Consider the following 22,031-nt stretch of genomic DNA (forward strand, 5'->3'; position numbering starts at 1 on the left):
ATGTGTTTGACGTTGTTAGTGGTTGTTCTATCTCCTTGTTAGTAAAACAGTGTGCGTTAAATATAGAAACCATGTTTCATATAAAAATACGCCGGACATAAAGATAGTTCAAAATAATGATCGTCAAATTGAACATATTTCACACAATTAACGAGATATAATTTTATTCTGATTAATTTGTCAGTGAATGATTTTATTTATTTGCGACTGCGCATCTTTTTAAGAAATGTCATACTGAGCTAGGATAGAAGTGATAAATATAAATAAAAAAGCCAGCAAAAATAGCTGGCTATATAAGTTAAACATCGATCTAAAATAATTGTTTAGCGTAAGGTGTTGAATCCAGAATAAATCCGAGTGGCTGTTGTAAACCAGCATGCGGTGGCAAACAGATAGGCGATAAACGCAAAATAATCAGGGAACAAACACATCATTACGAAGCAGGCGATGGTTTCGGTGCCTTCAGTTAGTCCTCCCATGTAGTAGAGAGATTTATTTTTATAAACGGGGTTTTCGATATTGCGCTTACTCGTCATCACCGCAAAGGCTAAAAAACTACTGCCAGTGCCAATAAATGCGAAAATAATGAATGCTCCAGCGACGGCATTGAGTTCAGGGTTGGCAACAACAAACCCGAACGGGACGAGTGAATAAAAGAGAAAATCCAAACTAATATCAAGAAAGCCGCCCGCATCAGTGACGCCTTGTCGCCGTGCTAACGCCCCATCGAGACCGTCACATAAACGATTGAGCACTATGATAATCAGCGCCAGTGTATATTGTTCTAACGCCAGAGCTGGAAATACCAAAAGACCAATGATGAAACCCGCCAACGTTACTTGGTTCGCGTTAAATCCGGCTTGGTCTAATAGACTCGCTCCCCAGTTCAAAGGCGCTTTAATCACCTTAATGCTATGCCTATCCAGCATTTTTAACCTCCCAAGGCCAAGTCATCAGTGGTTGAGACGGTGGAATGTCTTGCTGGTCATGAGTGACCATCACCGTAGGTATTGCGGCTTGCTGTAATTGTCCAAAGACCCAGTCTCTAAATTGGGTACGAAGGTCACTATCGAGCTGGCTAAATGGTTCATCAAGAAGCGCTAACTTTGGCTCGGAAAGCAACATCCTAAGTAAGCTTACTCGGGCGCGCTGGCCGCCCGATATTTGCTGCGGATAAGATTCTGCAAGCGATATTAAATCGAGTGCTTTCAATGTTTGCGTGGCACGATGTTTTCTCTGATGGCGTTTAATATTATTAGGCATCGCAAATGCTAAATTTTCCCATACGTTAAGGTGGGGGAACAAAAGGTCATCTTGAAATAAAATTCCCACCTTACGTTGCTCTGCTGGAAGGGGAAGCAGATTCGTACCATTTAGTTCGATATGACCTTTGCATTCAAATTCAGGAGATAAATGGCCGGCAATCGCACTTAAAATGGTTGATTTTCCGCATCCGCTCGGCCCCATCAAAGAGAGTATTTGACCGGGTGAGACGTCAAAACTTAGGTTATGACACAGTGTTTGTTGGTTATTCGAATGGATGATATTGAGCTGGTGAACCTGGAACGTCATAACGAACAAGCATCCTTGTGTGCGGTGGATGTTTGGCTTGAAGCCACACCATGACCGCGATGACTGAGTAACAATGACAAGGCAAAAAATACGAGTGGTAATAAGCCTTGCCAGAGCGCGTATATTGCTGTGACCCTGCGATCAAAGCCGCTAGATAGTGCCACCGCTTCGGTGGTTATGGTGGTAATTCTTCCTGCGCCCAGTATGAGAGTCGGCAGGTATTGGGCAAGGCTAACGCTGGCTCCTAACGCCCAAGCATAGAGAATCGCCGCCTTCAATAATGGCATCTTTATAAATAAAAAAGTGTAAAAGCGAGATTTACCTAAGCTTAAAGCCATGTTTGAGAAATTCTCGTTGTAACTACGCCAAGGCCCGTCCAACGCAAGATAGACAAAGGGGAACACAAAAAATAGATGTGACCAAATTACCCAAAGATAGTAATGCTGAGCCCCAAGCCATAGCGTGGTCACTTGCATGCCAAGTAACAACGAAAGTTGTGGAAGTAGCATTGGAATAAGAAACAAATAACTCGGTAAATGCCAGCGTGAACGTAACCGATATTGCTGAGCAACCATGGCGAGAATTAATGCCAGCGTTGCCGAAATTGCGGCAATACTCAGGCTCGTAAACAGGGTCGGATACACCCCAAACCACTCGTTGACCCAAAATCGCTTGGTGAACTGTGACGGGATTAAGTCAGGAAAAGACCAGCGCTGCGCAACAATCCATACACTAAGTAGCGGAATGATGGCAATGCTGAGAGACGCGCACAGCGCCATCAATAGCTTTCCTGGTAGAGCAAGACCAAAGCGACCGGAGTATTGCCAGCGACGCCAGACTAGCGTAATGAGTTTTTCAACGGTGACCATTCCAACCATCACCCCACACAGCAGCACAAAAAGTACTACCGCGCCCGCGGCGGCCTGCGGTAAGTAATTCAGGTCCGGGTCGTTAAACCATTGCCAGACAACAACGGCAAACGTTGGTGACGCTACGGGGCCGAGAATCAAGCCTAAATCGACTACAGAGACGCCATAAGCGGCTACGGCAAACAAGGAAAATCGAATACGAGGCAGCCATTGAGGCAACACGGCTTTCCACCAAAATTGTACGGGCGTATACCCCATAGAGCGGCAGCTTTGAAATAATTTCGGCACATTCAGTTGCTGCAATATTGGAATGCTCATAAAGAGTAGAAACGGGACCTCTTTAAACATCAAGGCAATGGTTAACCCTAGAGCATTGGGATCTTGTATGAACGACGTTGCTTCTGAGGCATTTGGCGTGTACTCGAATAGGGCGTAAATGAAACGAGCAATAAACCCGGTAGGTGCAAATAAAAATGCGAAACCAATCGCGAAGGCAACGTGCGGAAGCGCGAGCAGAGGCGCCAACAGCTTTTCAATGTTGGGCCAGTATCGACTTAGCCACAGCGATTGCAAAATGGCAAAGCACAGTAGAAGAGCGCCGTAGGTGCTGACAATAGAGCTTATGATAGTGAGCAAAAGTGACTGAGTGACGCCAGGCCACTGCGTGATCTTCCAAAAGGCGTCAGTGCTTATTTGATCCATACCAATCGCAGGAATAAAGCCGAACGCTGCACTTAACACGCCGATAAAGCCAGGAGCAAGCGGCGCTAGGCAAAGCACAATCACCGTAATGTAGCCCAAATGCAGTATGAATGAGGGGCTGTTATATTTGCTCATTATTGACCGTAACGAGTTTTCCAAGCGGCTTCTAGCGCACCTTGCCAACTAGGATGTGGCTCGGGGATAGCTTTGAATAAACGTGTTTGATGTGCACTACCGGTTAAATACTTGGTCTCCAAAATGGATGGGTCTCCCCATACATTGAGGTTACCCTTACGCGATTGCGCTTCGGAACCCATCAAGAAATTAATTGCTACAAGCGCGCCCGCTTTAGCGTTAGCGTTCCAAGGAATCGCAAGAAAATGCACGTTAGTAAGCGCACCTGCTTGCATCGCATATGCGCGTGTACTTTTCGCTAATGTTCCATTCGCTTGTGCAGAATAAACCGCGTTTGGATTGAAAGTGATGGCGAGATCAATTTGGTTGTCGTCGAGCAATTGCATCGTTTGTGCGCTGCTGGTTGGAAATTGTTGACCTGAACGCCAAGCACTTAGGTGAAAGTCATCAAGATATTGCCAAAGTGGGGCGGTTACTTTTTCGAAATCGGCATCGCTGACGGGATGGGCCAGTTCTCGGGCATTATCGGTTAATTCAATGAGTAGTGCTTTTAGGAAGCTTGTGCCGTGAAACTCTGGAGGCTGAGGGTAGGTGACACGGTTTGGAAATGCTTTGGCATAGCTTAACAGTTCAGAAAATGACTGCGGAGGGTTATTCAAGCGTAATTCATCATAAATAAAGACTAACTGGCCAACGCCCCAAGGAGCTTCTAATTCCATGGTTGGCTCGGAGAAATCACTTTCTACAGGAAGGCTTTTATCGACGAATTGCCAATTAGGTAAAGTTTCAACAAACGGTCCGTAGAGCAGTTTGTTGTCTTTCATAGATTTGAAGTTCTCTCCGTTGATCCAAACCATGTCCACGCTACCTCCGGTGTTTTGACCAGCGGCTTTCTCTGCAATCAGACGGGTCGTGGTTTCTGAAATATCGGTTACTTTGACATGCTTGAGAGTAACGTTATAGCGACGCTTTAGCTGTTGGCTTACCCAGCGCATGTAGTTATTGATCTCCTGACTTCCGCCCCATGCATGAAAATAGACCGTCTGTCCTTTGGCTTGCTGAAGTGTCTCAGACCAATTTGTTTGCGCATATACAGAGAGGGAAAACAGGGATGTTGCAAGAAATATCAGCAGTCTTGTCATAATGGTTCCTAAAAATGAAGGTTATAAGTAGACAGACCGAATAAATCTGACTTTCTATTCATTATGACGGAAATTAATGACTTTGGTATGTTTCTGAAACATCTAGAAATAAAGCTGTGATGAGGGTAAAAAAGAACAAGGCAACCAGTGGCTGCCTTGTCGTCAATTATTTTAATTCACTCAATTTGTAAGTGAGTTGGTTTACATCGGTTTTCAAGGTTAATGTATCGGCAGTGAGCGTGACATCACTCCAGTTTTGCAAAGCTTGAGAAATCGCTTGCTCAAAATCCATCACATCACCAATACACATTTTCATTGTCATGCCCATTTTATCGATGCGAAATTGGTTGTCATTCAGTTCGGCTTGGCCGATGAAGTTATTACAGCCAGCACTTCCTGATGCTCGAAATCCTTCGCTGATCTCAAGGAAAGGACGTTGTTTAGGGTTTGCTGGTGTAAAATCTTGTCCATTAACGTTAACTAACTCCCAGCGGTGATTTTGCAGATCGGCTGCGGTAATTGCATCACTATTGTCATTACTTTTCATTTGAGAACATCCAACGACCAAAAGAGGAAGCGTGATTGTGGTAAGTAACGCTTTTGAACTAAGCTTCATATAAATTGACTCCAAAAAGTGGAATTATTAACTTTACACAGACTTAAACTCGATTCATTTAGTATATTTAATCGCGAACACTGTTTGTCAGCGTCGAGTCATACTTTACGAGAGTTCACTATGGAAGTGCTTGATTATATTTATATTCTTAATGGTTGTGGAACCGAAACATGCAGCAGCTAGAGTTTTTCTCCGTCCCTAGCCCTTGCGTCGGTGTCTGTACTGTGGATGAGAAAGGTTACTGTCAAGGGTGCATGCGCAAGCGTGAAGAGCGATTTGGATGGCTCGACATGACGCCGGATCAGCAGCGCCATGTAATTAAGTTATGTCAGCAGCGTTATAAGCGTAAAATGGCAAAAAATAAGTTAAAACCGGACCAAAAAACGTCAGCGATTGAACTCGATGATCCTCAACAAGACTTATTTTAATCCCCAACGGTCACTTACCCAACCGCCAATATGTTCGTCAAAGTGGCAACCCGCAAAACGCCGATTAAGCTCTACTTCTTGGCTGACGCCTTGAGGCTTATGATCCAATAAATCCTGAATATAAGCTGCCATCGGATCGCCGCTATGGAGCCGCTGCTGTTTTACTGCGACTTCTTTTATTAATTGTAGACGATACGAATTTGTGGCACGTTTCATATTTATGACCTCCCAGTGACAATACCTATAAAAAATTTAGGAATCGACGGATTTTTAGTCAACTGAGGTTTTCAGTTTTTAGTCAAAAAAACTGTGTAAAAGGGGGAAGGTAAACAGATTGTGAACAGAATTATTGGGTATCTCATTGTTTAGCATATAACTCACCATTTTGGTGAAATAATGACTGTCATAAAAAATTCATATTTCTCTTATCTCTTCGCTTGACCTTACCCCAAGGGAAAGGGCTAAGTTGGTCGTATAAACGTACTGTTAGGAGGTATTATGGGATGCTGCAATGAGCCACCTCGGGGTGGAAGTAACAACGTCAAGTTATTGGTAAAGTGCACCTTAATCTTTTTTGTCATTATCTTCGCCATCGCTTGGCTGTTTGGCTAATACGGCTTGTTGCTGACTGGTTTAACGTATACTGTTAGTTAAGTGAGTCATAACCAATTAGTGAGTAAGATAAGCGTTGGAGTCAATCATGGAAGGCACGGTGACCAAACAACGAAGAGCGTTTTTTCGTTTAAATTATCCTAAGCGCGCACGGCCAAACGTTAGAATTGATGGTGATCTTTATCATGTTAGTGAGGTGTCTGAGCAAGGTATTCGTGTCGTGATGAATCCAAGAGGGTTTTATCATGGTTTGACGTTAAAGGGTCGCCTCAATCTACATCAAGATAAGCAAATTGAAGTGCAAGGACAGGTGATACGCATGGAGGAGACTGAAGTCATTTTAAAGCTTGATCTTGGTCCTTCGTTTCGAGATATGGTCCAGGAACAGCGTTACTTGCGTCAGAATTACCCCGCGATATTTTCTCGAGTGAATCACCAACAGGTGTCCAAATAACCGTATCTTTTGGCGATTTGAACCAGTAAAAAGGCTACCTTCGGGTAGCCTTTTTTCGTACGTACAAGCCTGACATTATTGATTATCCATATTGCGTTTGCTTTTAGGAACGTAATTTAGAATAGAAATTGGCACAGGCTTTTTGGGCTCAAAGCCAGCAACGTCACGACGTTCAATAAGATGACCAAGACGGCTCTCAATCATGCATAAGTTCTTAAAGTTATCTTTTGAGACAAATGAGATTGCCTCACCTTTAGCATTGGCGCGCCCAGTACGGCCAATACGGTGAACATATTCATCCGCCGGGAAGGGCAAATCATAGTTGATAACACGAGATAACTCATCGATGTCGATGCCGCGTGCGGCCACGCCTGTCGCAATAAGGTATTGAATGCGTCCCTGCTTGAAATCGTCAAGTAGTTGAGTACGAACTGCTTGGCTGCGTCCACTGTGAAAAGCTTCTGCTTTAATTCCCCGTTTTTCTAGCTGGGTTGCTAGCTTGGCTGCACCGTGTTTCGTCTCGATAAAAATCAGCGCTTGATCCCATTGGTTCTCTTGGATCAAGTGGCTTAATAGTGCCGATTTTTTATCTTTGTCGACGGTAATTAACCACTGCTCAATATTGCTTTTTGAAGCTTGGTTGGCAGCGATACTAATTTCTTTGGGGTTGGGAATCGCTGATTTCGCAAGTTCACGAACTCGATGCGATAGCGTCGCGGAAAAGAGCAGGTGTTGTATGTCTTTTGGCAGGCGATCGAGGATACGATTTATGTCATCGATAAACCCCATGTCCAACATGCGATCCGCTTCGTCCATCACCAACATGTCGACTTCTTCAAAATACACTGCTCGTTTGGCGTACATATCAAGAAGCCGGCCAGGAGTAGCAACAAGCACGTCTACGCCATCGATCAATGCTTGCTTTTGCTGAGATTCATCGACGCCACCGTACATTGCCAGTGAGGTCAAATCCAGATGTTGGCTATAGTCTGCGATCTTTTGGTTCACTTGAATAGCGAGCTCGCGAGTTGGAACCAAAATTAATGCTCGAACACGTTTTTTCTTTTGAGTTTGCCCAGAGCTGAGTCTATCTAAAATAGGCAGCACAAAGCTTGCGGTTTTGCCTGTGCCTGTTTGCGCGGCAGCAATTAAATCATTCCCCTGCATAATCACAGGAATCGCTTTATTTTGAATATCTGTCGGCTGGGAATAACCGACGTCGGTAAGAGCAGTCAGAATGGCAGGGTTTAAGTTGAAGCTAGAAAATGACATCAGCGATCTCGAAATTGTTAGATGAAAGGCAGAGCAGGGCTGCAAGGCGCGGATTTTAACACAGTCAGTAGAGTAGGCGAATGAATTGTTAAATCGCCGCTATTCACTTAAGAGTAGCGGCTTTCGAGACAGCAACTAAACTGCAACGCTGTCATAGACAGGAATATGAGTGAGTTCCGTGACTTCATCTATGTATTGGCGTACCCGAGCAGGGAATTCAATGCCTTTAATCACCGTAAGGTTACGCAGTGTTGGATACGTTAAAATATCGTCGTAACTCAGAGAGTGACTTTTCTCTGAAGGTAAGGCCAGCCAGTCCACTTCTTTAAGTAGCTGATTGACTTGTTGTATATATTCTGCACTGTGCTCAAGTGCTTTTTCAAATGTCATTCCAATCATGGTGGATTTGTTTTTGGTGTACCAAGCTTTCGCTTCATCAGACTGAAATTCAGGGAGGTTAATTTTCATCCAACGCGGATGTACCAGTGGCCCCTCATAAGGACGAATTTTTTTCTTCCACGCATCAATGGTTGTCTCTTTACTCGCAGGGGCTAAGTGTGTTGTCGAATCGAGTGCGTCCAAATATGCAACGATATCTAAACTTTCCCCCATGTAGCTGCCATCTGGTTTTTGCAAAATGGGGACCATATTGGCACCGACTTTTTCAATACGGGCATCCACATCGTGGTTTTGCAGATAGTCGATAGCCACATCGAGTTTCTTATAATTCGCGGTCATCATTGCTCGAACACAGAAGGGGCAATGCTCAAATACGAACAGCTTCATGGGATCTCCTTAGTCATAGTTGACTTTACATCTTCATTGTCACGCTATCAGACCTAAAGAGTATGAGAAAGCGACTCAATCGAATATTTACTGTTTATCCCGACTTTGTGTCTGTTATTCGCTGCTATTGGCTCTTTTGGTGTTGACAGTTCATTATGAACTGTTCAATTATGAGCTATAACATCATATGGTCTATTTTGGGGTGTTGAATATGAATTCCTACATTTATACGCGATTGTCTCCACGTAATCGAAGTCATGAAATGCAATTGGCGCAGCTCAATGCTGCTTTGCCGGGCGCAACGCTGTTTGAAGATAAAGTAAGAGGAAATGTGCCAGCGTTTGAGCGACAAAGCTTTTCGCAATTACTGGAAACCCTCCAAGCGGGTGATACTCTTGCGGTGTGGTGGTTGAACGTTTTTGGGGCTGATTTTCGGCAAAGCAGTGACGTGGTTGAGCACCTTTTGAGTAAGGGGGTTAGGCTGATGACGCTCTGTGAACGTTTAACATTCGTTCCAAATTCGAGTGAAGCATCGGTGTTACTCTCTGTTTTAAAAGGGTATGCTCAGGTTGAACGTTTCCACCGCTTACATGCTGCAGAGCTTGGGCGCCAAGCATTAAAAGCGGATCCGCAAGCATGGAAAGACAAATTTCGCGGGCGTCCTGCAAATCGTGAAAAGCATCATCAGATCGCGACTCTGTTATTGGCGGGGCGGACGCTACAACAAGTAGCTGACGAAGTCGATGTCAGCTTGTCGACCGTCAAACGTGTAAAATCTCGAATTATCGAGCAAGATGATGAAGGGCAGTTACGTCTGCGTTCTAAACATCATCGAAAGAAATAGGCACTTCGGAGCGAGCCTATCGCTGGCATCGTTATGCTAAACATCAAGATTAAACCTTCTCATTTCTCAGGACCCTAATGACCCACATGATTCAAAAAAAGACCATCATTCTTGCCTGCCTCATCATCAGTGTCGGGCAATTAAGTATGGGTCTTGTTATGCCTTCACTCCCTTGGATCGCAAGAGACTTCAATATTAATCTCGACCAAGCGCAGTTACTGGTGAGTATCTATTTGCTCGGGTTTGGCCCATCACAATTTATTTATGGCCCCGTTTCTGATGCGCTTGGACGCAAAAAAGTGTTGCTGTTTGGCTTGATGGTGGCGGTAAGTGGGCTGGCTGTAGTGATCGCCTGCCAATCGTCATTTTCTGGTATGGTCGCCGGACGTTTTCTGCAAGGACTTGGTACCGGTTGCTGTGCCGTTTTAGCTCGTGCGTCGACACGAGACCGATATAACGGCGACGACTTGCCTGTGGCGATGTCTTACATCGCAATGGTTGCGTCGATTACACCACTATTTGCACCAGTCATTGGCGGCTTTATTAACGCACAATATGGCTGGTCAATGGTGTTTGTTTCATTGCTTGGGTATGTGGTGTTTGCATGGAGTATTATTGCTCTGCGTTTTGATGAAACCATGCGCGTGAAAAGTGCCATCCCCTCCGTGAAAAACATTACGAAACAATACGTCAGCTTAATCCGTTCAAGCTACTTTTTGAGTTTTGCGAGTATCAGTTGGCTTAACTTCAGTCTGATGATCACAACGGTTTCGGTTATGCCATTTATTATGCAAGATCAGATAGGGATGACTTCCGATGAATACGCGCTTTGGGCATTGATTCCGACCATGGGTATGCTGATTGGAACGTCAACTTGTAATCGTTTAAGGCCCCGTATTGGTACGCGAAACATGCTGATGTTTACTCCAGTCTTGCATGTGAGTTCTGCGATTTGGTTTTTCTTCTGCCCAAATGAGCCACTGTTTTTAATGATTGGACAGTTACTGATGATCCTCGGTAACGGAATCGCTCTTCCTTGTGCTCAAGCGATGGTGATGCTGCCTTATAAAAAGCAAGCCGGTGTTGCTGCAGCCTTGTCTGGAGGAGGGCAAATGATTGTGTCATCGATTGTCAGTATGACCTTAGTACAGCTCGGATTAAGCCAAGTGTGGCATTTATCGCTGGTCATTGTGCTATTTGCCGCAATCACGTTCACTAATATTCGTCGTGGATTCCAAGTACCACAACCACAGGTTGAAGTGGCATCGGCAAATTAAGTCGGGGTTGAGCAACTTTAGGTGCCATGGGATTGACAATTATTGCCCCCCATAAACGGTGAAACCCCAGAGGTGGTAAGTCTCTGGGGTTTCGAATTTTTAGATGTCTCGGTTGGTAAAGCCGATTATCTTATATGCAAAAGGCTGGATTTCTCCGTCTTATTCCTGGTAAAGGAATTAAGCGCGGATGAAGTCCATGTGCTCAACTTTTGGCTTGAACGCGTGACGTTGAACGTCTTGCGGCTTAACCTTCACTTCTGCACCGTCGATCACTAGAACGATACCTTCGTAGAACTCAGGCTTGTCCATTTGGTTAACGACGTCATCGTGGTTTAGAGCGATTGATACTGGCGCAGCCTCACCACCGTAAACGATAGCAGGGAATTGACCAGCGTGACGTAGGCGGCGGCTCGCACCTTTACCTAGCTCAGTACGTACTACTGCTTCAAATTTCATAGTATTACTCTCAAATTAGAAATCATAAGGTTATAGGAACAATGCGACCTTGTTCTCTATAGTAAAGTTTTGCAAGAAAGGGTTCTTACAAAACGAGCGCGGATACTAGCATTCAATGTTAATGAGAGCAAGAGCGTTGGCATGATTGTTATTGTTTTAACGAATTATTTCGCTAGAACTTGGTGGTTTTTGACGCTCTTTTACTGCGTTTGTGTGATGGTTGATGGCGCTGCAATGTTAAAATCGCTTTTACGCCACCAAGCTCGGCACACTCTAAAGTGAGATTTCCTCGGTAGCTGTGCGCCATTTCGCTGACGATATTTAGCCCAAGCCCACTACCAGGCGTCGACTCATCGAGACGAATGCCTCGCTTCAATGCTTGCTGACGCTGAGGTTCAGGAATCCCGGGGCCATCATCTTCAATCACAATACTGACGGTTTCACTATCGCTGGTTTGCTGATGCACCCGAATCAGCGATGCTGCCCATTTATAGCTGTTTTCGAGCAGGTTACCCAGCATTTCATTCAAGTCGTTTTCATCGACCGCAACCAAGGTTTCTGAATCAAGCTCATTGACTAAAGTGACACCGCGCATGGAGTACAGCTTATCAAATGCGGTCCCGATAGTATCTACGCTAAGTGATGGTGATGATTTAACCGAGAGAATATGTTTTGAGCCAGCCATTCGAGCTCGGCTCAAGTGATAATCAATCTGTTGTTGTATCTGTTGTAACGGCAGTTGCAGTTTTTCTTGATCTTGCTGATCAAGGGCTGCCACTTCATTACGTAACACGGAAATCGGAGTTTTGAGGGCGTGTGATAAGTTGCCGGCGTGATGGCGTGCTCTATCGAGCAACTCCTGATAATGAAACAACAGAGCATTGAGGTCAGAAATGACAGGAGCAATTTCTTGAGGGTATTCTTGATGCAAGTCGTTTTGCTCGCCAGCCCTGAGCTTGACAAGTTCTTTCTGCAACTTACGCAGTGGTGCTAAAGACCAATAGACTTGTACCCCCATGACCACGATTAAGCCAATAAACAACAAACCGAGTATGACCCATAATTGACCGCGTAGTTTGGCGATGGATTGACGAATTGGTTTTTCATCGATACCGATGGTGACTTGGACGGGCTCTCGATATTCGGGTAAATACAAGGTCTTTTCTATATGGATCAGCGGCTCATTGCGCGCGCCAAGCAAATTGTTTTTCAGAGGTTGAGACTCGATGGTTCGGTCCCAAAGTGACCGTGAGCGCAAGCGGTGATTGCCAGCCTCTATCGACCAATAAAGCCCGCTGTAAGGTCGTCGAAAGCGCGGGTCAGAAAGTTCGCTCAGCATCGCCAGTTGGCCTGTATTATTGGTTTCCAAATTAGCGGCTAGCTCGTCCATATAGATATTAAGCTGTGATTTGGTTTCATCGACCATATACGAATAGACTTGGGTCGGTATCACGACGCCCGCGGCGAGAATCATCGCGGATAGCCAAATCAACGCCGCCAACATCAAGCGGTTGCGAAGGCTTAGGTGTGTGAGAATGCGTGTGACCTTAGTTGGCATTCAACTGATACCCAAGTCCGCGAACGGTTTTGATCACCTGTGGTGCGATTTTCTTTCGAATACGACCGATAAATACCTCAATAGTATTGGAGTCGCGGTCAAAGTCTTGTTTGTAGATATGCTCGACCAGTTCAGTGCGTGAAATGACCTTATCGGCGTTATGCATAAAGTAGGCGACGACCTTGTATTCAAGGGCGGTTAAACTCACCGCGTGACCTTGCCACAGGACTTTGGATGTCCGTGTATCAAGGCTCAAATCACCGACTTGTAAAATCGGAGAGGCGTTACCCGATGCGCGGCGCAATTGGGCGCGAAGACGAGCAACCAATTCAAGCAGTTCAAAGGGTTTGGTGAGGTAATCGTCCGCGCCAGCGTTCAGCCCATCGATACGTTGAGTTAAGGTGTCACGTGCACTTAAGATAACGACAGGCGTGTTAATATTCTCATCTCGAATGCCTTTAAGGACGGTTAATCCGTCCAGTTTCGGTAAACCTAAGTCCAGAACAATCGCATCCCACTGTTCAGAGGTTGCGCGGTAAAGGGCATCAATGCCATCGATGGACAGTTCTGGCACCCAACCAGCGTCTTCGAGCGTTTCAATAATTTGTTCGCCAAGGCGAGGTTCATCTTCGACAACAAGAATTTTCATGCTTTATTTCTTTACTATGAATGGAAAAAGTATTTACTGAGCGTGGTTTATTCAGCAAGTTGAATCGGTTGAAATTTTAGAACACTTTTAAGGTCTCGACCTTTTAGCAGGCGCATCTCAAGCGTGGTAGCACTGTATTTTACTTGCACAATACGCCCATCGTGAATCAGCTTTAGCTCATAAATCCACTCGTCGTCATCTTCTTCAAGTTCAACTTTAATAATGCGACCAAAGAGGTCTTGTTCAACCTCGTTGTACAATTCAGAAAACGGACGAATTTTTCCTGCCTTAACCGCATCGTAAACGTCGTCTTGATCTTCATCGATGTCGACTTCCGTGCCTTGTTTATACACGTCATTCACCAGATCATGTCCATTTTTTTCTTCCGCGCTGGTGGCAGAAAACGCACAGAGATTGAGTGCGAGAAGGGTACACAGGGTAAATGAGCTAGGGCGTGGAATTCGAAGCATAAAGTTACCTTTGGTTAACTGTTTCATTCAGTCTACTATGCCTTGATGAATATAGACTGAATAGCCATGATATCGAAATTAACCATTTGTTTCATCTACGCTTACTTTCGGCACTATGTCGCTAAGCTAGGTCAATTCGTCAGAAAAGACTTTATCTCGCATTTTCCAAAATCGGCCGACTTTGCGCGCAATGACAAACTGAGGAGGGCGAAAACGGTGTTGGTTATCCACCACTTTGCTTGGAGAGGCGGCATCAAACGCCCGATGCTTATCAGCTAAGTGAGGACGAACAAATCGACTTTTAAATTCAGCTTTTTGCTTTTTGGTCGACAATGACCAAAACTCATGGACCTGCGCTTGGTTGTCGCCCATGTAGGTGACTTTAAGCTGGTTATTCCCTTTGTCTGACTTGTGGATCGTCAGCGACATCTCTAAACACTCGAACACCAGCGCATCTTTAAGATTCAGGGCGTCTTTAAGTTTTTTGTCTGGATCTACTAGGGTGGCATCACACTCATGGCAAATGCGCGCAGCGATGTCATTATCTGCACCGCACTCACCGCAATACTTGGCCCGAAAACGGTAGTTACAGTGTTCTCGTTCCCCGGTTTCCTCATCAGTAAAAAAGCCTTGGCATTTTCGACCAAAATGCTCGAGTAGGAAACCGTTGCTATCAAGCTTGCCCCAGAAGTTATTATTAAAACCACAGGCAGGGCACGGAATGGTGATAATTTCGCTGTCGGAGTCAGGTTTAGGAGCGCCGACTTCTGGTTGATAAAGATCGTAGCTGTTGCCAGCATAATCTAAGACTAAACAATCCGTTTTTCCCTCTGAAAGACGCAATCCGCGACCAACAATTTGTTGGTAAAGACTGATGGATTCTGTTGGTCTTAAAATGGCGATCAAGTCTACATGAGGCGCGTCAAAGCCGGTGGTTAATACCGACACATTGACTAAATATTTGGTCTCTCGGTTTTTAAAGCGTTGAATAATCGCATCACGCTCGAGAGTTGGAGTATCCCCAATCACTAACTCTGCTTGACCCGCAGGAAGCCGTTGATGAATCTCTTGTGCGTGGCGTACCGTTGCTGCAAAAACCATAACGCCCTGACGCTTTTCTGCCATTTCGACAACTTGGTCGATAATTTGCGGCGTGGCACGTTTGGCTTGGTCGATCACCATATCGAGTTCTGACTCTTTATAACGCCCGGTGTGATTCGGGGTGAGCTGTGAAAAGTCATAGCTGAGTACGGGAGTGTCGAGAATCTTTGCGGGGGTTAAAAAGCCTTCATCCAGCAAGTAGCGAATGGGTAACTCAAAAATACAGTCACGGAAAAACCTCGCATCTTCACTGCGAACTTGGCCTCGAGTATGGTATTGATAAATCCATCCCATGCCCAAGCGGTAAGGGGTAGCCGTTAAACCCAGTACTTTGATACCAGGATTAAGCTCTCGAAGATGGCTGATGACTTTTTGATAGCTACTGCCCTTATCATCCGGCACACGATGACATTCGTCGATCACCAACAAAGAGAATTGGTTTTTAAACGCATCAAGATTTCTGACGACTGACTGAACCGACGCGAACACGACTTGTTGTTCCGTCTCTTTGCGGCCTAGGCCGGCGGAAAAAATCCCCCCTTGCTGGCCATAGCCTTCATATTTAGCGTGGTTTTGTTCAACCAACTCTTTGACATGAGCCAAAACCAAGACGCGGCCTTTGGCTAAGCGTGCGAGCTCAGCGATGACTAAGCTCTTTCCCGCTCCGGTAGGAAGAACGATGACCGCCGGTGTGCTGTGCTGGCGAAAATAGTGCAAAACCGCTTTGACTGAATCGGCTTGATAAGGGCGTAAGGTGTACATAAATTCTGTGAAAGGGCTCAACTATTTAGTTTTAGATGTCTATAATACCGCAGCAAGCAGAGATGAGGTATTCATGCGTTTAGATAAATATTTGTGTGACGCACTAGGCGCGACACGTAAAGAAGCAACAAAAATCATCAAAAGTGGTGATGTTACGGTTAATGACCAAACGCAAAAAAGTGGCGCGTACAAGGTTGGCGAAGAAGACGTTGTCGAGTGGCAAGGTCGAGAGTTGAGCCAACCAGGGCCAAAATACATCATGCTATTTAAACCTCAAGGTTATGTTTGTTCACATGAAGATGGTTTCAACCATACCGCATTTGTATTGCTTGATGAAGCCAATACCAAAGATTTGCATTTTGCCGGACGCCTTGATGTCGATACCACCGGCTTGGTTTTGATTACTGATGACGGTAAATGGTCGCATCGTATTACGTCACCTAAACATAAATGCGAGAAAACCTATCGTGTTTGGTTAGTTGATCCTATCGAGTCTTCTTATATCGAACAATTTGAGCAAGGAATTGAGCTTCGAAATGAACGTGAGCTAACAAAACCAGCTCAGCTTGAAATCGTCGATGAGCAAGAGCACGAAGTGCTGCTCACTATCCATGAAGGTAAATATCACCAAGTGAAACGTATGTTTGCCGCGCTTGGAAACAAAGTTGAACACCTGCATCGTGAGCGAATCGGCGATATTATACTGGATGAAGCATTGGAGCCAGGTGAGTACCGTATGCTTAGCGAACAAGAAATCAATTCTGTTTGGAAATAAGCGTAAATAGAAATAATCATTCCTGTAGGAAATTCTTTATTTCCTAATAAGAACTAGTCTTTTGTCTATTTTTCAGTAAGCATAGCCGCACTACACTCAGTTCAGTACTAGAGCCATACCATGAAGCATGACCTCATCGGTCATGCTTTTTCGTCATATATAATTAGGAGTTTTATGCAGCCGCAGCCGTCAACCTCTTCCCAGAGGCCCCCGCTCACATTTTTACTTTTCATTATTTTAGGGGCTATCGGGACGTTAACACCATTTGCTATTGATATGTACTTACCTGCAATGCCTTCGATTGCGAGTGATCTCGGAGTGACGGCGGGGGATGTACAAATTACCTTAACCGCGTATACCGCAGGTTTTGCGATTGGTCAGTTAATTCACGGTCCACTGGCCGATAGTTTTGGCCGTCGTCCCGTATTGCTGCTTGGTGTTATCTTCTTTGGCATTGCGGCGGTCGTGAGTGCAACCACGCATGGCATTGAAGCGCTGACTATGGTGCGTGCAGCACAAGGTTTCTGCGGCGCCGCAGCGGCGGTGATTATTCAAGCAGTGGTTCGTGATATGTTTGAGCGCGAAGACTTTGCGCGTACCATGTCGTTTATCACTCTAGTCATCACGATTGCACCGCTGATCGCACCGATGATTGGGGGGCACGTTGCAGTGCTTCTGGGATGGCGGGCTATTTTTTGGTTTCTTGCTATTTTCGCCGTTGTGGTGGTGGCTATGGTGTTATGGAAGATTCCAGAAACATTGCCTGTCGAGCGCCGTCAACCTTTGCATCTTCTCACCACACTGCGTAATTATTCTAAGCTGGTTTCCAATCCGGTCGCGATGGGGCTGATGCTGTCAGGGGCCTTTTCATTTTCGGGGATGTTTGCGTTCTTAACGGCTGGCTCGTTCGTCTACATTGATATCTATGGTGTAAGACCGGAAAACTTTGGTTATCTGTTCGGGTTGAATATTGTTGCAATGATCATCATGACAACGCTGAATGGTCGTTTGGTTCGCAAGGTGGGCTCCCACGCGATGTTGCGTTTTGGTTTAACGGTTCAACTCATTGCCGGTTTAGGTTTACTCGCCTGCTGGGTATGGGGCTGGGGGTTATGGCAAACCGTAATGTTTGTTGTGATGTTCATCGGTACACTTTCAACCATCGGCAGTAACTCCATGGGGCTGTTATTAAGCGGCTATCCACATATTGCGGGTACGGCCTCATCATTGGCTGGCACATTACGTTTTGGTATGGGATCATTAATCGGTGTTGCAGTAGCGGCGATGCCATCGGGGGTTGTTTGGCCTATGCTGGTGGTCATGAGCTGCTGCTCTATTTTATCTGCTGCCTGCTATTGGATTTTTGGAAGAAAAGCATAATGACAACGTCATACAGTGAAGAGATTCAGCATGTGGTCAACTCGGCATTAAGTGAGTTGGCTGAAGAACATCGCTCGGGGAAATTGGCCAATGCGCCTGTTGCTAATAATCATTTTTTAGTGCGCTGGGTGACAAAAGCACTCAAGAACCAACGTTTTGCGCGCTGTGTTGGGGATGATTTGACGCGTTGGCAAAAAGCGGGTCGCTCTAAAGGAAATGACGCAGCGCTAATGACGGTATTTGAACGGATATCCGCATTCTATCGTCAGTTTTTCACTCAGCATACGAGTGAGCAGCCAATCAAAGACAGTGATATTGAAGCCTTTCTTGATCACATGGAATCTCTTGGGTGGGAGGTGTCGACGTCAGAACCTTTGGTCGGCGTAGGAAAAGTTCAGATCTACACGGACGGTCAGAACTCGCTAGCGCTATGTAGCGAGCAGTGTGACAACTGTTTTGATGGTGAAGACATGGTTAAGCCGATGAGTTGGTTTGTTCGTGGTCATCATGCTGGATTTGTTGAAGCGGCGACTCAAGCGGGCTTTATGGTCCACAAAATTACCGACTATAAGTCCAATGTTAAGTACCATGGAGAGTACAAAATATTCCCAGGTAATTTGGGGAATCAACTCCCAGAAATTCCCTTGAGCTTTACCGTGGATAAGTAACAAAATTGGGAATCGATAAGATTAAGGCCGCGACCAACATCGCGGCTTTTTTGTGCTAGAAAGCAATCAATAAGCGCACGTTCTTATTGCAAAAGGATCTATAGAGTCGATGTTTATAAAAAGATCGTTTTTATAAAAAAATGTTGCAAAGATTAAAATAAATTTGACTTGAACAAGGTTTGTCACAAGAGGATGATAGAAAAATGAGAGGTAGAACACGTGTTTACCACTTGATCCTCGGTATCAATGATAAATCACAGAAGAGAGGAAGTTTATGAGCAACAGCATTGCCTATTTTATTGCCGAAACGTTACAGCAAGCCGGTATTGAGCGAATTTGGGGAGTCACTGGAGACTCCTTGAATGGCATCAGTGATAGCTTAAGAAAGCTTGGTAGCATTGAATGGTTAGGAACAAGACATGAGGAAGTCGCTGCGTTTGCCGCCGGAGCGGAATCTCATGTTACGGGTAAGCTTTCCGTGTGCGCTGGATCTTGTGGTCCAGGTAATATGCACTTAATTAACGGCTTGTACGACTGTCACCGTAATAAAGTGCCAGTATTAGCGATTGCAGCGCATATCCCTTCTTCTGAGATTGGCAGTAACTATTTCCAAGAAACGCATCCCCAAGAACTGTTCAAAGAGTGCAGTGTATATTGTGAATTGGTTTCTAACCCTGAGCAAATGCCTTATATGTTAGAAACGGCGATGCGCCAAGCCATATTGAACAATGATGTGGCGGTGCTGGTTTTACCTGGGGATGTGGCATTGAAACCGATGCCAGAAGGCATCAAGCCGAAATGGAATGTCCCGAAACCCGCACTGTATACGCCCGAAATCTCTGATATCAAAGCGTTAGCAAGCGAGCTTAACAGCGGTAAAAAAATTACCATGTTGTGCGGAGCTGGCACCAAAGGCGCGCATGATGAGGTGGTCGCGCTCGCAGAAAAGTTACAAGCTCCAATCGTTCATGCAATGCGGGGCAAAGAATTTCTTGAATACGATAACCCTTATGACGTTGGGATGACTGGACTCATTGGATTTGCTTCTGGCTATCACGCCATGGGCGAGGCCGATACGTTATTAATGATTGGTACTAGCTTTCCTTATCGTGCGTTTTATCCCGACAAAGCCAAAGTATTGCAAATTGATCACTCACCAGCCTCCTTAGGTCGTCATACTCAAATTGACTTGGGAGTGGTTGGTGATACGAAGACAACCCTTCAACAATTACTGCCGTTGTTAGAGGGTGAACGGTCAGATCGTCATCTGAAAAATTGTGTTTCTAACTATCGTGAAGCGCGTAAAGACTTGGATGATTTGGCCAACGGTAAAACCGGTAACAACCTGATTCATCCTCAATATTTGGCGCGTTTACTGAGTGAACAAGCGAGTGACGACGCGATCTTTACGTGTGATGTGGGGACACCAACGGTATGGGCTGCTCGTTATCTTGAAATGAACGGCAAGCGCCGACTCATTGGTTCGTTTAACCATGGATCGATGGCGAACGCCATGTCGCAGGCGATGGGGGCTCAAGCGATTGATCGTCAACGTCAAGTGGTCGCAATGTGCGGTGATGGTGGTTTTTCGATGCTAATGGGGGATCTGCTGTCTCTTAAGCAACTGAACTTGCCAATTAAAATCGTGGTGTTCAATAATCGCTCTCTTGGGTTTGTGGCGATGGAGATGAAAGCCGGTGGTTATTTGTCTGATGATACCGATTTGGACAATCCAAGTTTTGCTAACATTGCTGAAGCGTGCGGTATTAAAGGCATCCATGTTGCGGATCCAAAGGCGCTTCCTGAAGCAATTTCAGAAACCATGGCGTATTCGGGACCCGTTGTTTTGGAAGTCGACACCGCAAAACAAGAGCTGGCGATGCCGCCGCAAATTAAGTTAGAGCATGCGAAAGGCTTTAGCATGTATATGATGAAAGCGATCATCAATGGGCGAGGCGACGAAATCGTCGAGTTAAGTAAAACCAATTGGTGGCGCCGTTAGACAGGCGATGGAAGAGATAAGAAAAGGCCGCGTTAGCGGCCTTTTCTTATTCTTGCTTTCCTTACAATCGCTCTGACCATTCCTTTAAAGATGAACAGGTGGGCTGGCATCATCACAAACCAGTAGAGTAACCCTGGAAAACCTTTTGGGTGCCACCAGGCGGTGACATTCAGCTCTCGTTTTGCACCATGATCAGTAATGGTAAATTCAAGTCGACCTAATCCCGGTCCTTTCATTCCGAAAAACAGGGATAAAAAAGCATTTTTTTTACAGCGAATCACTTTCCAAGAATCAATGTAGTCTCCGACCATGAGCTCCGGGCCGGGAGGTGAGCGCCGAACTGGCTTTCCACCGCCCGCAAGTACATCAAGCCACTCTCTAAGGCGCCACAATGGATTGGCGAAGAAATAGCCCTGCTCTTTACTGCCTATGGTTTCAATAACTTGCCACAGTTTTTGTGCACTGACATCGGTATGGATACTGGCACCTGCTTTTTTGGGGAAGTAACCAAATCCGGGTTGCCAGCGCTTTAGAGCGGCGGGGTCAAACCCCCAAACATCGCTGCGAACAAATTGTCCTTCCTGAATAATGCTAATTCGCACCATTTGCTCAAAACTCAACAGCTTTTGAGGATACTCACGGGTTATTTTTGACGTATCAGCAATAAAGTCATGTTCAAGGCCGGCAAGTAATGCTTTACCAATCGAGGAAGGAACGGAGGTAATTACGCTTAACCATTTCGAGGCAATCGAAGGTGTTAGCCAGCGTGTCGACCAAAGGCGAAAAGGGCGATAGGTTTGATCGCAAATCGCTTTAAATTGTTCGCGGTAACTAAGAACATCCGGCCCACCAACTTCGTATGTTTGATGCTGTGTTGGTCTGCGATGGCTAAGTGCTAACAGATAGTGGTTAAGGTTATCAAGTGCAATCGGGTTTGCTTTCGAATCGACCCATTTCGGGGCAATCAAAACCGGTAAGTTGTAAACAAAGTCGCGCATGATTTCAAAGGCGGCAGAGCCTGGGCCGATAATTACACCCGCTCGAAGTTCGGTCACAGGGACATGAGTTTGACGGATGATTTCTCCAGTTTTCCGGCGAGCCTCAAGGTGGTCGGAATGCCCGGTTTGTGGTTGAAGAGCACTTAAGTAAATGACATGTTTAACATTGCTGATGGCCAGTGCATCACGGACGTTTTCTGCTAACGATAATTCATACTCAATAAAGTCATGACCTTGAGCCATGCCATGGACTAAAAAATAAACCACATCGAACTTAGGAATAATCTCAGCGGTGCGCTTGGCATCGCTTAAGTCCAGAAATAAGTAGTCAAGCAATGGATGACGTTTGGTTCTTGCTTTTAAATAGTGTAATTGTCTGGCCGCGGCCGTGACGTGGTAACCCTCTTCAATCAATTGATGAAGTAGCTGCGAACCCACATAGCCAGAGGCGCCCAATACTAAGACTTTTTTCACCTTGCCCCCTGTGAATGTTCTAGTCGCTC

General features: G+C 45.4%; 22 protein-coding genes. 8 read left to right on the top strand and 14 right to left on the bottom strand.

Translation table 11 applies throughout. The annotated features are described in order from the left end of the window. Positions 1–323: 323 nt before the first annotated feature. The 5 genes from M1D72_RS13485 to M1D72_RS13505 all read right to left on the bottom strand — a co-directional run bounded on the left by M1D72_RS13485 (position 324) and on the right by M1D72_RS13505 (position 5,036). Positions 324–929 carry a CDP-alcohol phosphatidyltransferase family protein gene (locus M1D72_RS13485; RefSeq protein WP_456297217.1) on the bottom strand — a complete coding sequence of 202 codons (606 nt, stop codon included), beginning with the start codon at positions 927–929 and terminating at the stop codon, positions 324–326. Further along, the gene (locus tag M1D72_RS13490) at positions 919–1,572 is read right to left on the bottom strand and encodes an ATP-binding cassette domain-containing protein (RefSeq protein WP_456297218.1); all 654 of its coding nucleotides are present in this window, start codon (positions 1,570–1,572) and stop codon (positions 919–921) included. Before M1D72_RS13490 ends, M1D72_RS13485 begins: the two co-directional genes overlap by 11 nt. After that, positions 1,569–3,251 (bottom strand): ABC transporter permease, encoded by a 1,683-nt coding sequence (locus tag M1D72_RS13495; protein WP_456297392.1) that lies wholly within the window; start codon positions 3,249–3,251, stop codon positions 1,569–1,571. Before M1D72_RS13495 ends, M1D72_RS13490 begins: the two co-directional genes overlap by 4 nt. Positions 3,252–3,277: 26 nt before the next feature. Then, positions 3,278–4,420, bottom strand: coding sequence for an ABC transporter substrate-binding protein (locus tag M1D72_RS13500; RefSeq protein ID WP_456297219.1), 1,143 nt, complete (start codon positions 4,418–4,420; stop codon positions 3,278–3,280). 166 nt (positions 4,421–4,586) lie between these two features. Continuing rightward, positions 4,587–5,036 carry an META domain-containing protein gene (locus M1D72_RS13505; RefSeq protein ID WP_456297220.1) on the bottom strand — a complete coding sequence of 150 codons (450 nt, stop codon included), beginning with the start codon at positions 5,034–5,036 and terminating at the stop codon, positions 4,587–4,589. 170 nt (positions 5,037–5,206) lie between these two features. Here M1D72_RS13505 and M1D72_RS13510 point away from each other — a divergent pair, with 170 nt between their 5' ends. Next, the gene (locus M1D72_RS13510; protein WP_456297221.1) at positions 5,207–5,464 is read left to right on the top strand and encodes a DUF1289 domain-containing protein; all 258 of its coding nucleotides are present in this window, start codon (positions 5,207–5,209) and stop codon (positions 5,462–5,464) included. On the opposite strand, the gene M1D72_RS13515 is transcribed toward M1D72_RS13510, so the two are convergent. Then, on the bottom strand, positions 5,456–5,680 hold the full coding sequence (locus tag M1D72_RS13515; RefSeq protein ID WP_390190222.1) for a hypothetical protein: 225 nt from the start codon (positions 5,678–5,680) through the stop codon (positions 5,456–5,458). The two genes, M1D72_RS13510 and M1D72_RS13515, sit on opposite strands and share 9 nt — an antisense overlap. 484 nt (positions 5,681–6,164) lie before the next feature. Here M1D72_RS13515 and M1D72_RS13520 point away from each other — a divergent pair, with 484 nt between their 5' ends. Next, positions 6,165–6,530 (top strand): PilZ domain-containing protein, encoded by a 366-nt coding sequence (locus tag M1D72_RS13520; protein ID WP_456297222.1) that lies wholly within the window; start codon positions 6,165–6,167, stop codon positions 6,528–6,530. A gap of 75 nt (positions 6,531–6,605) precedes the next feature. Here M1D72_RS13520 and M1D72_RS13525 read toward each other — a convergent pair whose 3' ends face one another. Both M1D72_RS13525 and grxB read right to left on the bottom strand, forming a co-directional pair. Continuing rightward, a complete protein-coding gene (locus M1D72_RS13525) occupies positions 6,606–7,802 on the bottom strand; it encodes a DEAD/DEAH box helicase (protein WP_456297223.1) in 1,197 nt (398 codons plus the stop codon). Positions 7,803–7,937: 135 nt separating this feature from the next. Further along, entirely contained in the window at positions 7,938–8,588 is a 651-nt protein-coding gene (gene grxB, locus M1D72_RS13530; RefSeq protein ID WP_456297224.1) for a glutaredoxin 2, read from the bottom strand. Between the two features lie 211 nt (positions 8,589–8,799). On the opposite strand from grxB, the gene M1D72_RS13535 reads away from it, so the two are divergent. After that, entirely contained in the window at positions 8,800–9,432 is a 633-nt protein-coding gene (locus M1D72_RS13535) for a recombinase family protein (protein WP_456297225.1), read from the top strand. A 77-nt stretch (positions 9,433–9,509) separates the two neighbouring features. Next, positions 9,510–10,709: a multidrug effflux MFS transporter gene (locus M1D72_RS13540; RefSeq protein WP_456297226.1), complete on the top strand. Its 1,200-nt coding sequence runs from the start codon at positions 9,510–9,512 to the stop codon at positions 10,707–10,709. Between the two features lie 177 nt (positions 10,710–10,886). On the opposite strand, the gene rplY is transcribed toward M1D72_RS13540, so the two are convergent. From rplY to M1D72_RS13565, 5 genes are all read right to left on the bottom strand, one after another. Continuing rightward, positions 10,887–11,165, bottom strand: a complete 279-nt coding sequence (rplY, locus tag M1D72_RS13545) for a 50S ribosomal protein L25 (RefSeq protein ID WP_390190212.1) — start codon at positions 11,163–11,165, stop codon at positions 10,887–10,889. A gap of 172 nt (positions 11,166–11,337) precedes the next feature. Beyond that, a complete protein-coding gene (locus M1D72_RS13550; protein WP_456297227.1) occupies positions 11,338–12,723 on the bottom strand; it encodes an ATP-binding protein in 1,386 nt (461 codons plus the stop codon). Further along, positions 12,713–13,372 (bottom strand): response regulator transcription factor, encoded by a 660-nt coding sequence (locus M1D72_RS13555; protein ID WP_390190209.1) that lies wholly within the window; start codon positions 13,370–13,372, stop codon positions 12,713–12,715. The genes M1D72_RS13550 and M1D72_RS13555 overlap by 11 nt, the downstream gene beginning before the upstream one ends. Before the next feature lie 47 nt (positions 13,373–13,419). Continuing rightward, positions 13,420–13,842 carry a PepSY domain-containing protein gene (locus tag M1D72_RS13560; protein ID WP_456297393.1) on the bottom strand — a complete coding sequence of 141 codons (423 nt, stop codon included), beginning with the start codon at positions 13,840–13,842 and terminating at the stop codon, positions 13,420–13,422. A gap of 126 nt (positions 13,843–13,968) precedes the next feature. Continuing rightward, complete coding sequence (locus M1D72_RS13565) at positions 13,969–15,705, bottom strand: DEAD/DEAH box helicase (RefSeq protein WP_456297228.1); 1,737 nt, start codon at positions 15,703–15,705, stop codon at positions 13,969–13,971. A 73-nt stretch (positions 15,706–15,778) separates the two neighbouring features. Between M1D72_RS13565 and rsuA the strand changes: the two genes are divergently transcribed. The 4 genes from rsuA (at position 15,779) to poxB (ending at position 20,530) form a co-directional block, all read left to right on the top strand. Further along, entirely contained in the window at positions 15,779–16,480 is a 702-nt protein-coding gene (rsuA, locus tag M1D72_RS13570; protein WP_456297229.1) for a 16S rRNA pseudouridine(516) synthase RsuA, read from the top strand. A 174-nt stretch (positions 16,481–16,654) separates the two neighbouring features. Further along, a complete protein-coding gene (locus tag M1D72_RS13575; protein ID WP_456297230.1) occupies positions 16,655–17,860 on the top strand; it encodes a Bcr/CflA family multidrug efflux MFS transporter in 1,206 nt (401 codons plus the stop codon). Continuing rightward, the gene (locus M1D72_RS13580) at positions 17,860–18,528 is read left to right on the top strand and encodes a DUF2913 family protein (protein WP_456297231.1); all 669 of its coding nucleotides are present in this window, start codon (positions 17,860–17,862) and stop codon (positions 18,526–18,528) included. Before M1D72_RS13575 ends, M1D72_RS13580 begins: the two co-directional genes overlap by 1 nt. Before the next feature lie 274 nt (positions 18,529–18,802). Beyond that, complete coding sequence (poxB, locus tag M1D72_RS13585; protein ID WP_456297232.1) at positions 18,803–20,530, top strand: ubiquinone-dependent pyruvate dehydrogenase; 1,728 nt, start codon at positions 18,803–18,805, stop codon at positions 20,528–20,530. Positions 20,531–20,562: 32 nt separating this feature from the next. Here poxB and M1D72_RS13590 read toward each other — a convergent pair whose 3' ends face one another. Beyond that, the gene (locus M1D72_RS13590; protein ID WP_456297233.1) at positions 20,563–22,002 is read right to left on the bottom strand and encodes a DUF2867 domain-containing protein; all 1,440 of its coding nucleotides are present in this window, start codon (positions 22,000–22,002) and stop codon (positions 20,563–20,565) included. Positions 22,003–22,031 lie beyond the last annotated feature (29 nt).

This window comes from Vibrio sp. AK197 (assembly GCF_053903115.1).

Bases quoted from the DNA above. Each gene is read 5' to 3' on its own strand.
- M1D72_RS13500 (WP_456297219.1), bottom strand. From the start codon at position 4,420: ATGACAAGACTGCTGATATTTCTTGCAACATCCCTGTTTTCCCTCTCT.
- M1D72_RS13560 (WP_456297393.1), bottom strand. From the start codon at position 13,842: ATGCTTCGAATTCCACGCCCTAGCTCATTTACCCTGTGTACCCTTCTC.
- M1D72_RS13575 (WP_456297230.1), top strand. From the start codon at position 16,655: ATGCAGCCGCAGCCGTCAACCTCTTCCCAGAGGCCCCCGCTCACATTT.
- M1D72_RS13485 (WP_456297217.1), bottom strand. From the start codon at position 929: ATGCTGGATAGGCATAGCATTAAGGTGATTAAAGCGCCTTTGAACTGG.
- M1D72_RS13580 (WP_456297231.1), top strand. From the start codon at position 17,860: ATGACAACGTCATACAGTGAAGAGATTCAGCATGTGGTCAACTCGGCA.
- rsuA (WP_456297229.1), top strand. From the start codon at position 15,779: ATGCGTTTAGATAAATATTTGTGTGACGCACTAGGCGCGACACGTAAA.
- M1D72_RS13490 (WP_456297218.1), bottom strand. From the start codon at position 1,572: ATGACGTTCCAGGTTCACCAGCTCAATATCATCCATTCGAATAACCAA.
- rplY (WP_390190212.1), bottom strand. From the start codon at position 11,165: ATGAAATTTGAAGCAGTAGTACGTACTGAGCTAGGTAAAGGTGCGAGC.
- M1D72_RS13505 (WP_456297220.1), bottom strand. From the start codon at position 5,036: ATGAAGCTTAGTTCAAAAGCGTTACTTACCACAATCACGCTTCCTCTT.
- M1D72_RS13520 (WP_456297222.1), top strand. From the start codon at position 6,165: ATGGAAGGCACGGTGACCAAACAACGAAGAGCGTTTTTTCGTTTAAAT.
- M1D72_RS13535 (WP_456297225.1), top strand. From the start codon at position 8,800: ATGAATTCCTACATTTATACGCGATTGTCTCCACGTAATCGAAGTCAT.
- M1D72_RS13515 (WP_390190222.1), bottom strand. From the start codon at position 5,680: ATGAAACGTGCCACAAATTCGTATCGTCTACAATTAATAAAAGAAGTC.
- M1D72_RS13525 (WP_456297223.1), bottom strand. From the start codon at position 7,802: ATGTCATTTTCTAGCTTCAACTTAAACCCTGCCATTCTGACTGCTCTT.
- M1D72_RS13510 (WP_456297221.1), top strand. From the start codon at position 5,207: ATGCAGCAGCTAGAGTTTTTCTCCGTCCCTAGCCCTTGCGTCGGTGTC.
- M1D72_RS13540 (WP_456297226.1), top strand. From the start codon at position 9,510: ATGACCCACATGATTCAAAAAAAGACCATCATTCTTGCCTGCCTCATC.
- M1D72_RS13550 (WP_456297227.1), bottom strand. From the start codon at position 12,723: ATGCCAACTAAGGTCACACGCATTCTCACACACCTAAGCCTTCGCAAC.
- M1D72_RS13555 (WP_390190209.1), bottom strand. From the start codon at position 13,372: ATGAAAATTCTTGTTGTCGAAGATGAACCTCGCCTTGGCGAACAAATT.
- grxB (WP_456297224.1), bottom strand. From the start codon at position 8,588: ATGAAGCTGTTCGTATTTGAGCATTGCCCCTTCTGTGTTCGAGCAATG.
- poxB (WP_456297232.1), top strand. From the start codon at position 18,803: ATGAGCAACAGCATTGCCTATTTTATTGCCGAAACGTTACAGCAAGCC.
- M1D72_RS13565 (WP_456297228.1), bottom strand. From the start codon at position 15,705: ATGTACACCTTACGCCCTTATCAAGCCGATTCAGTCAAAGCGGTTTTG.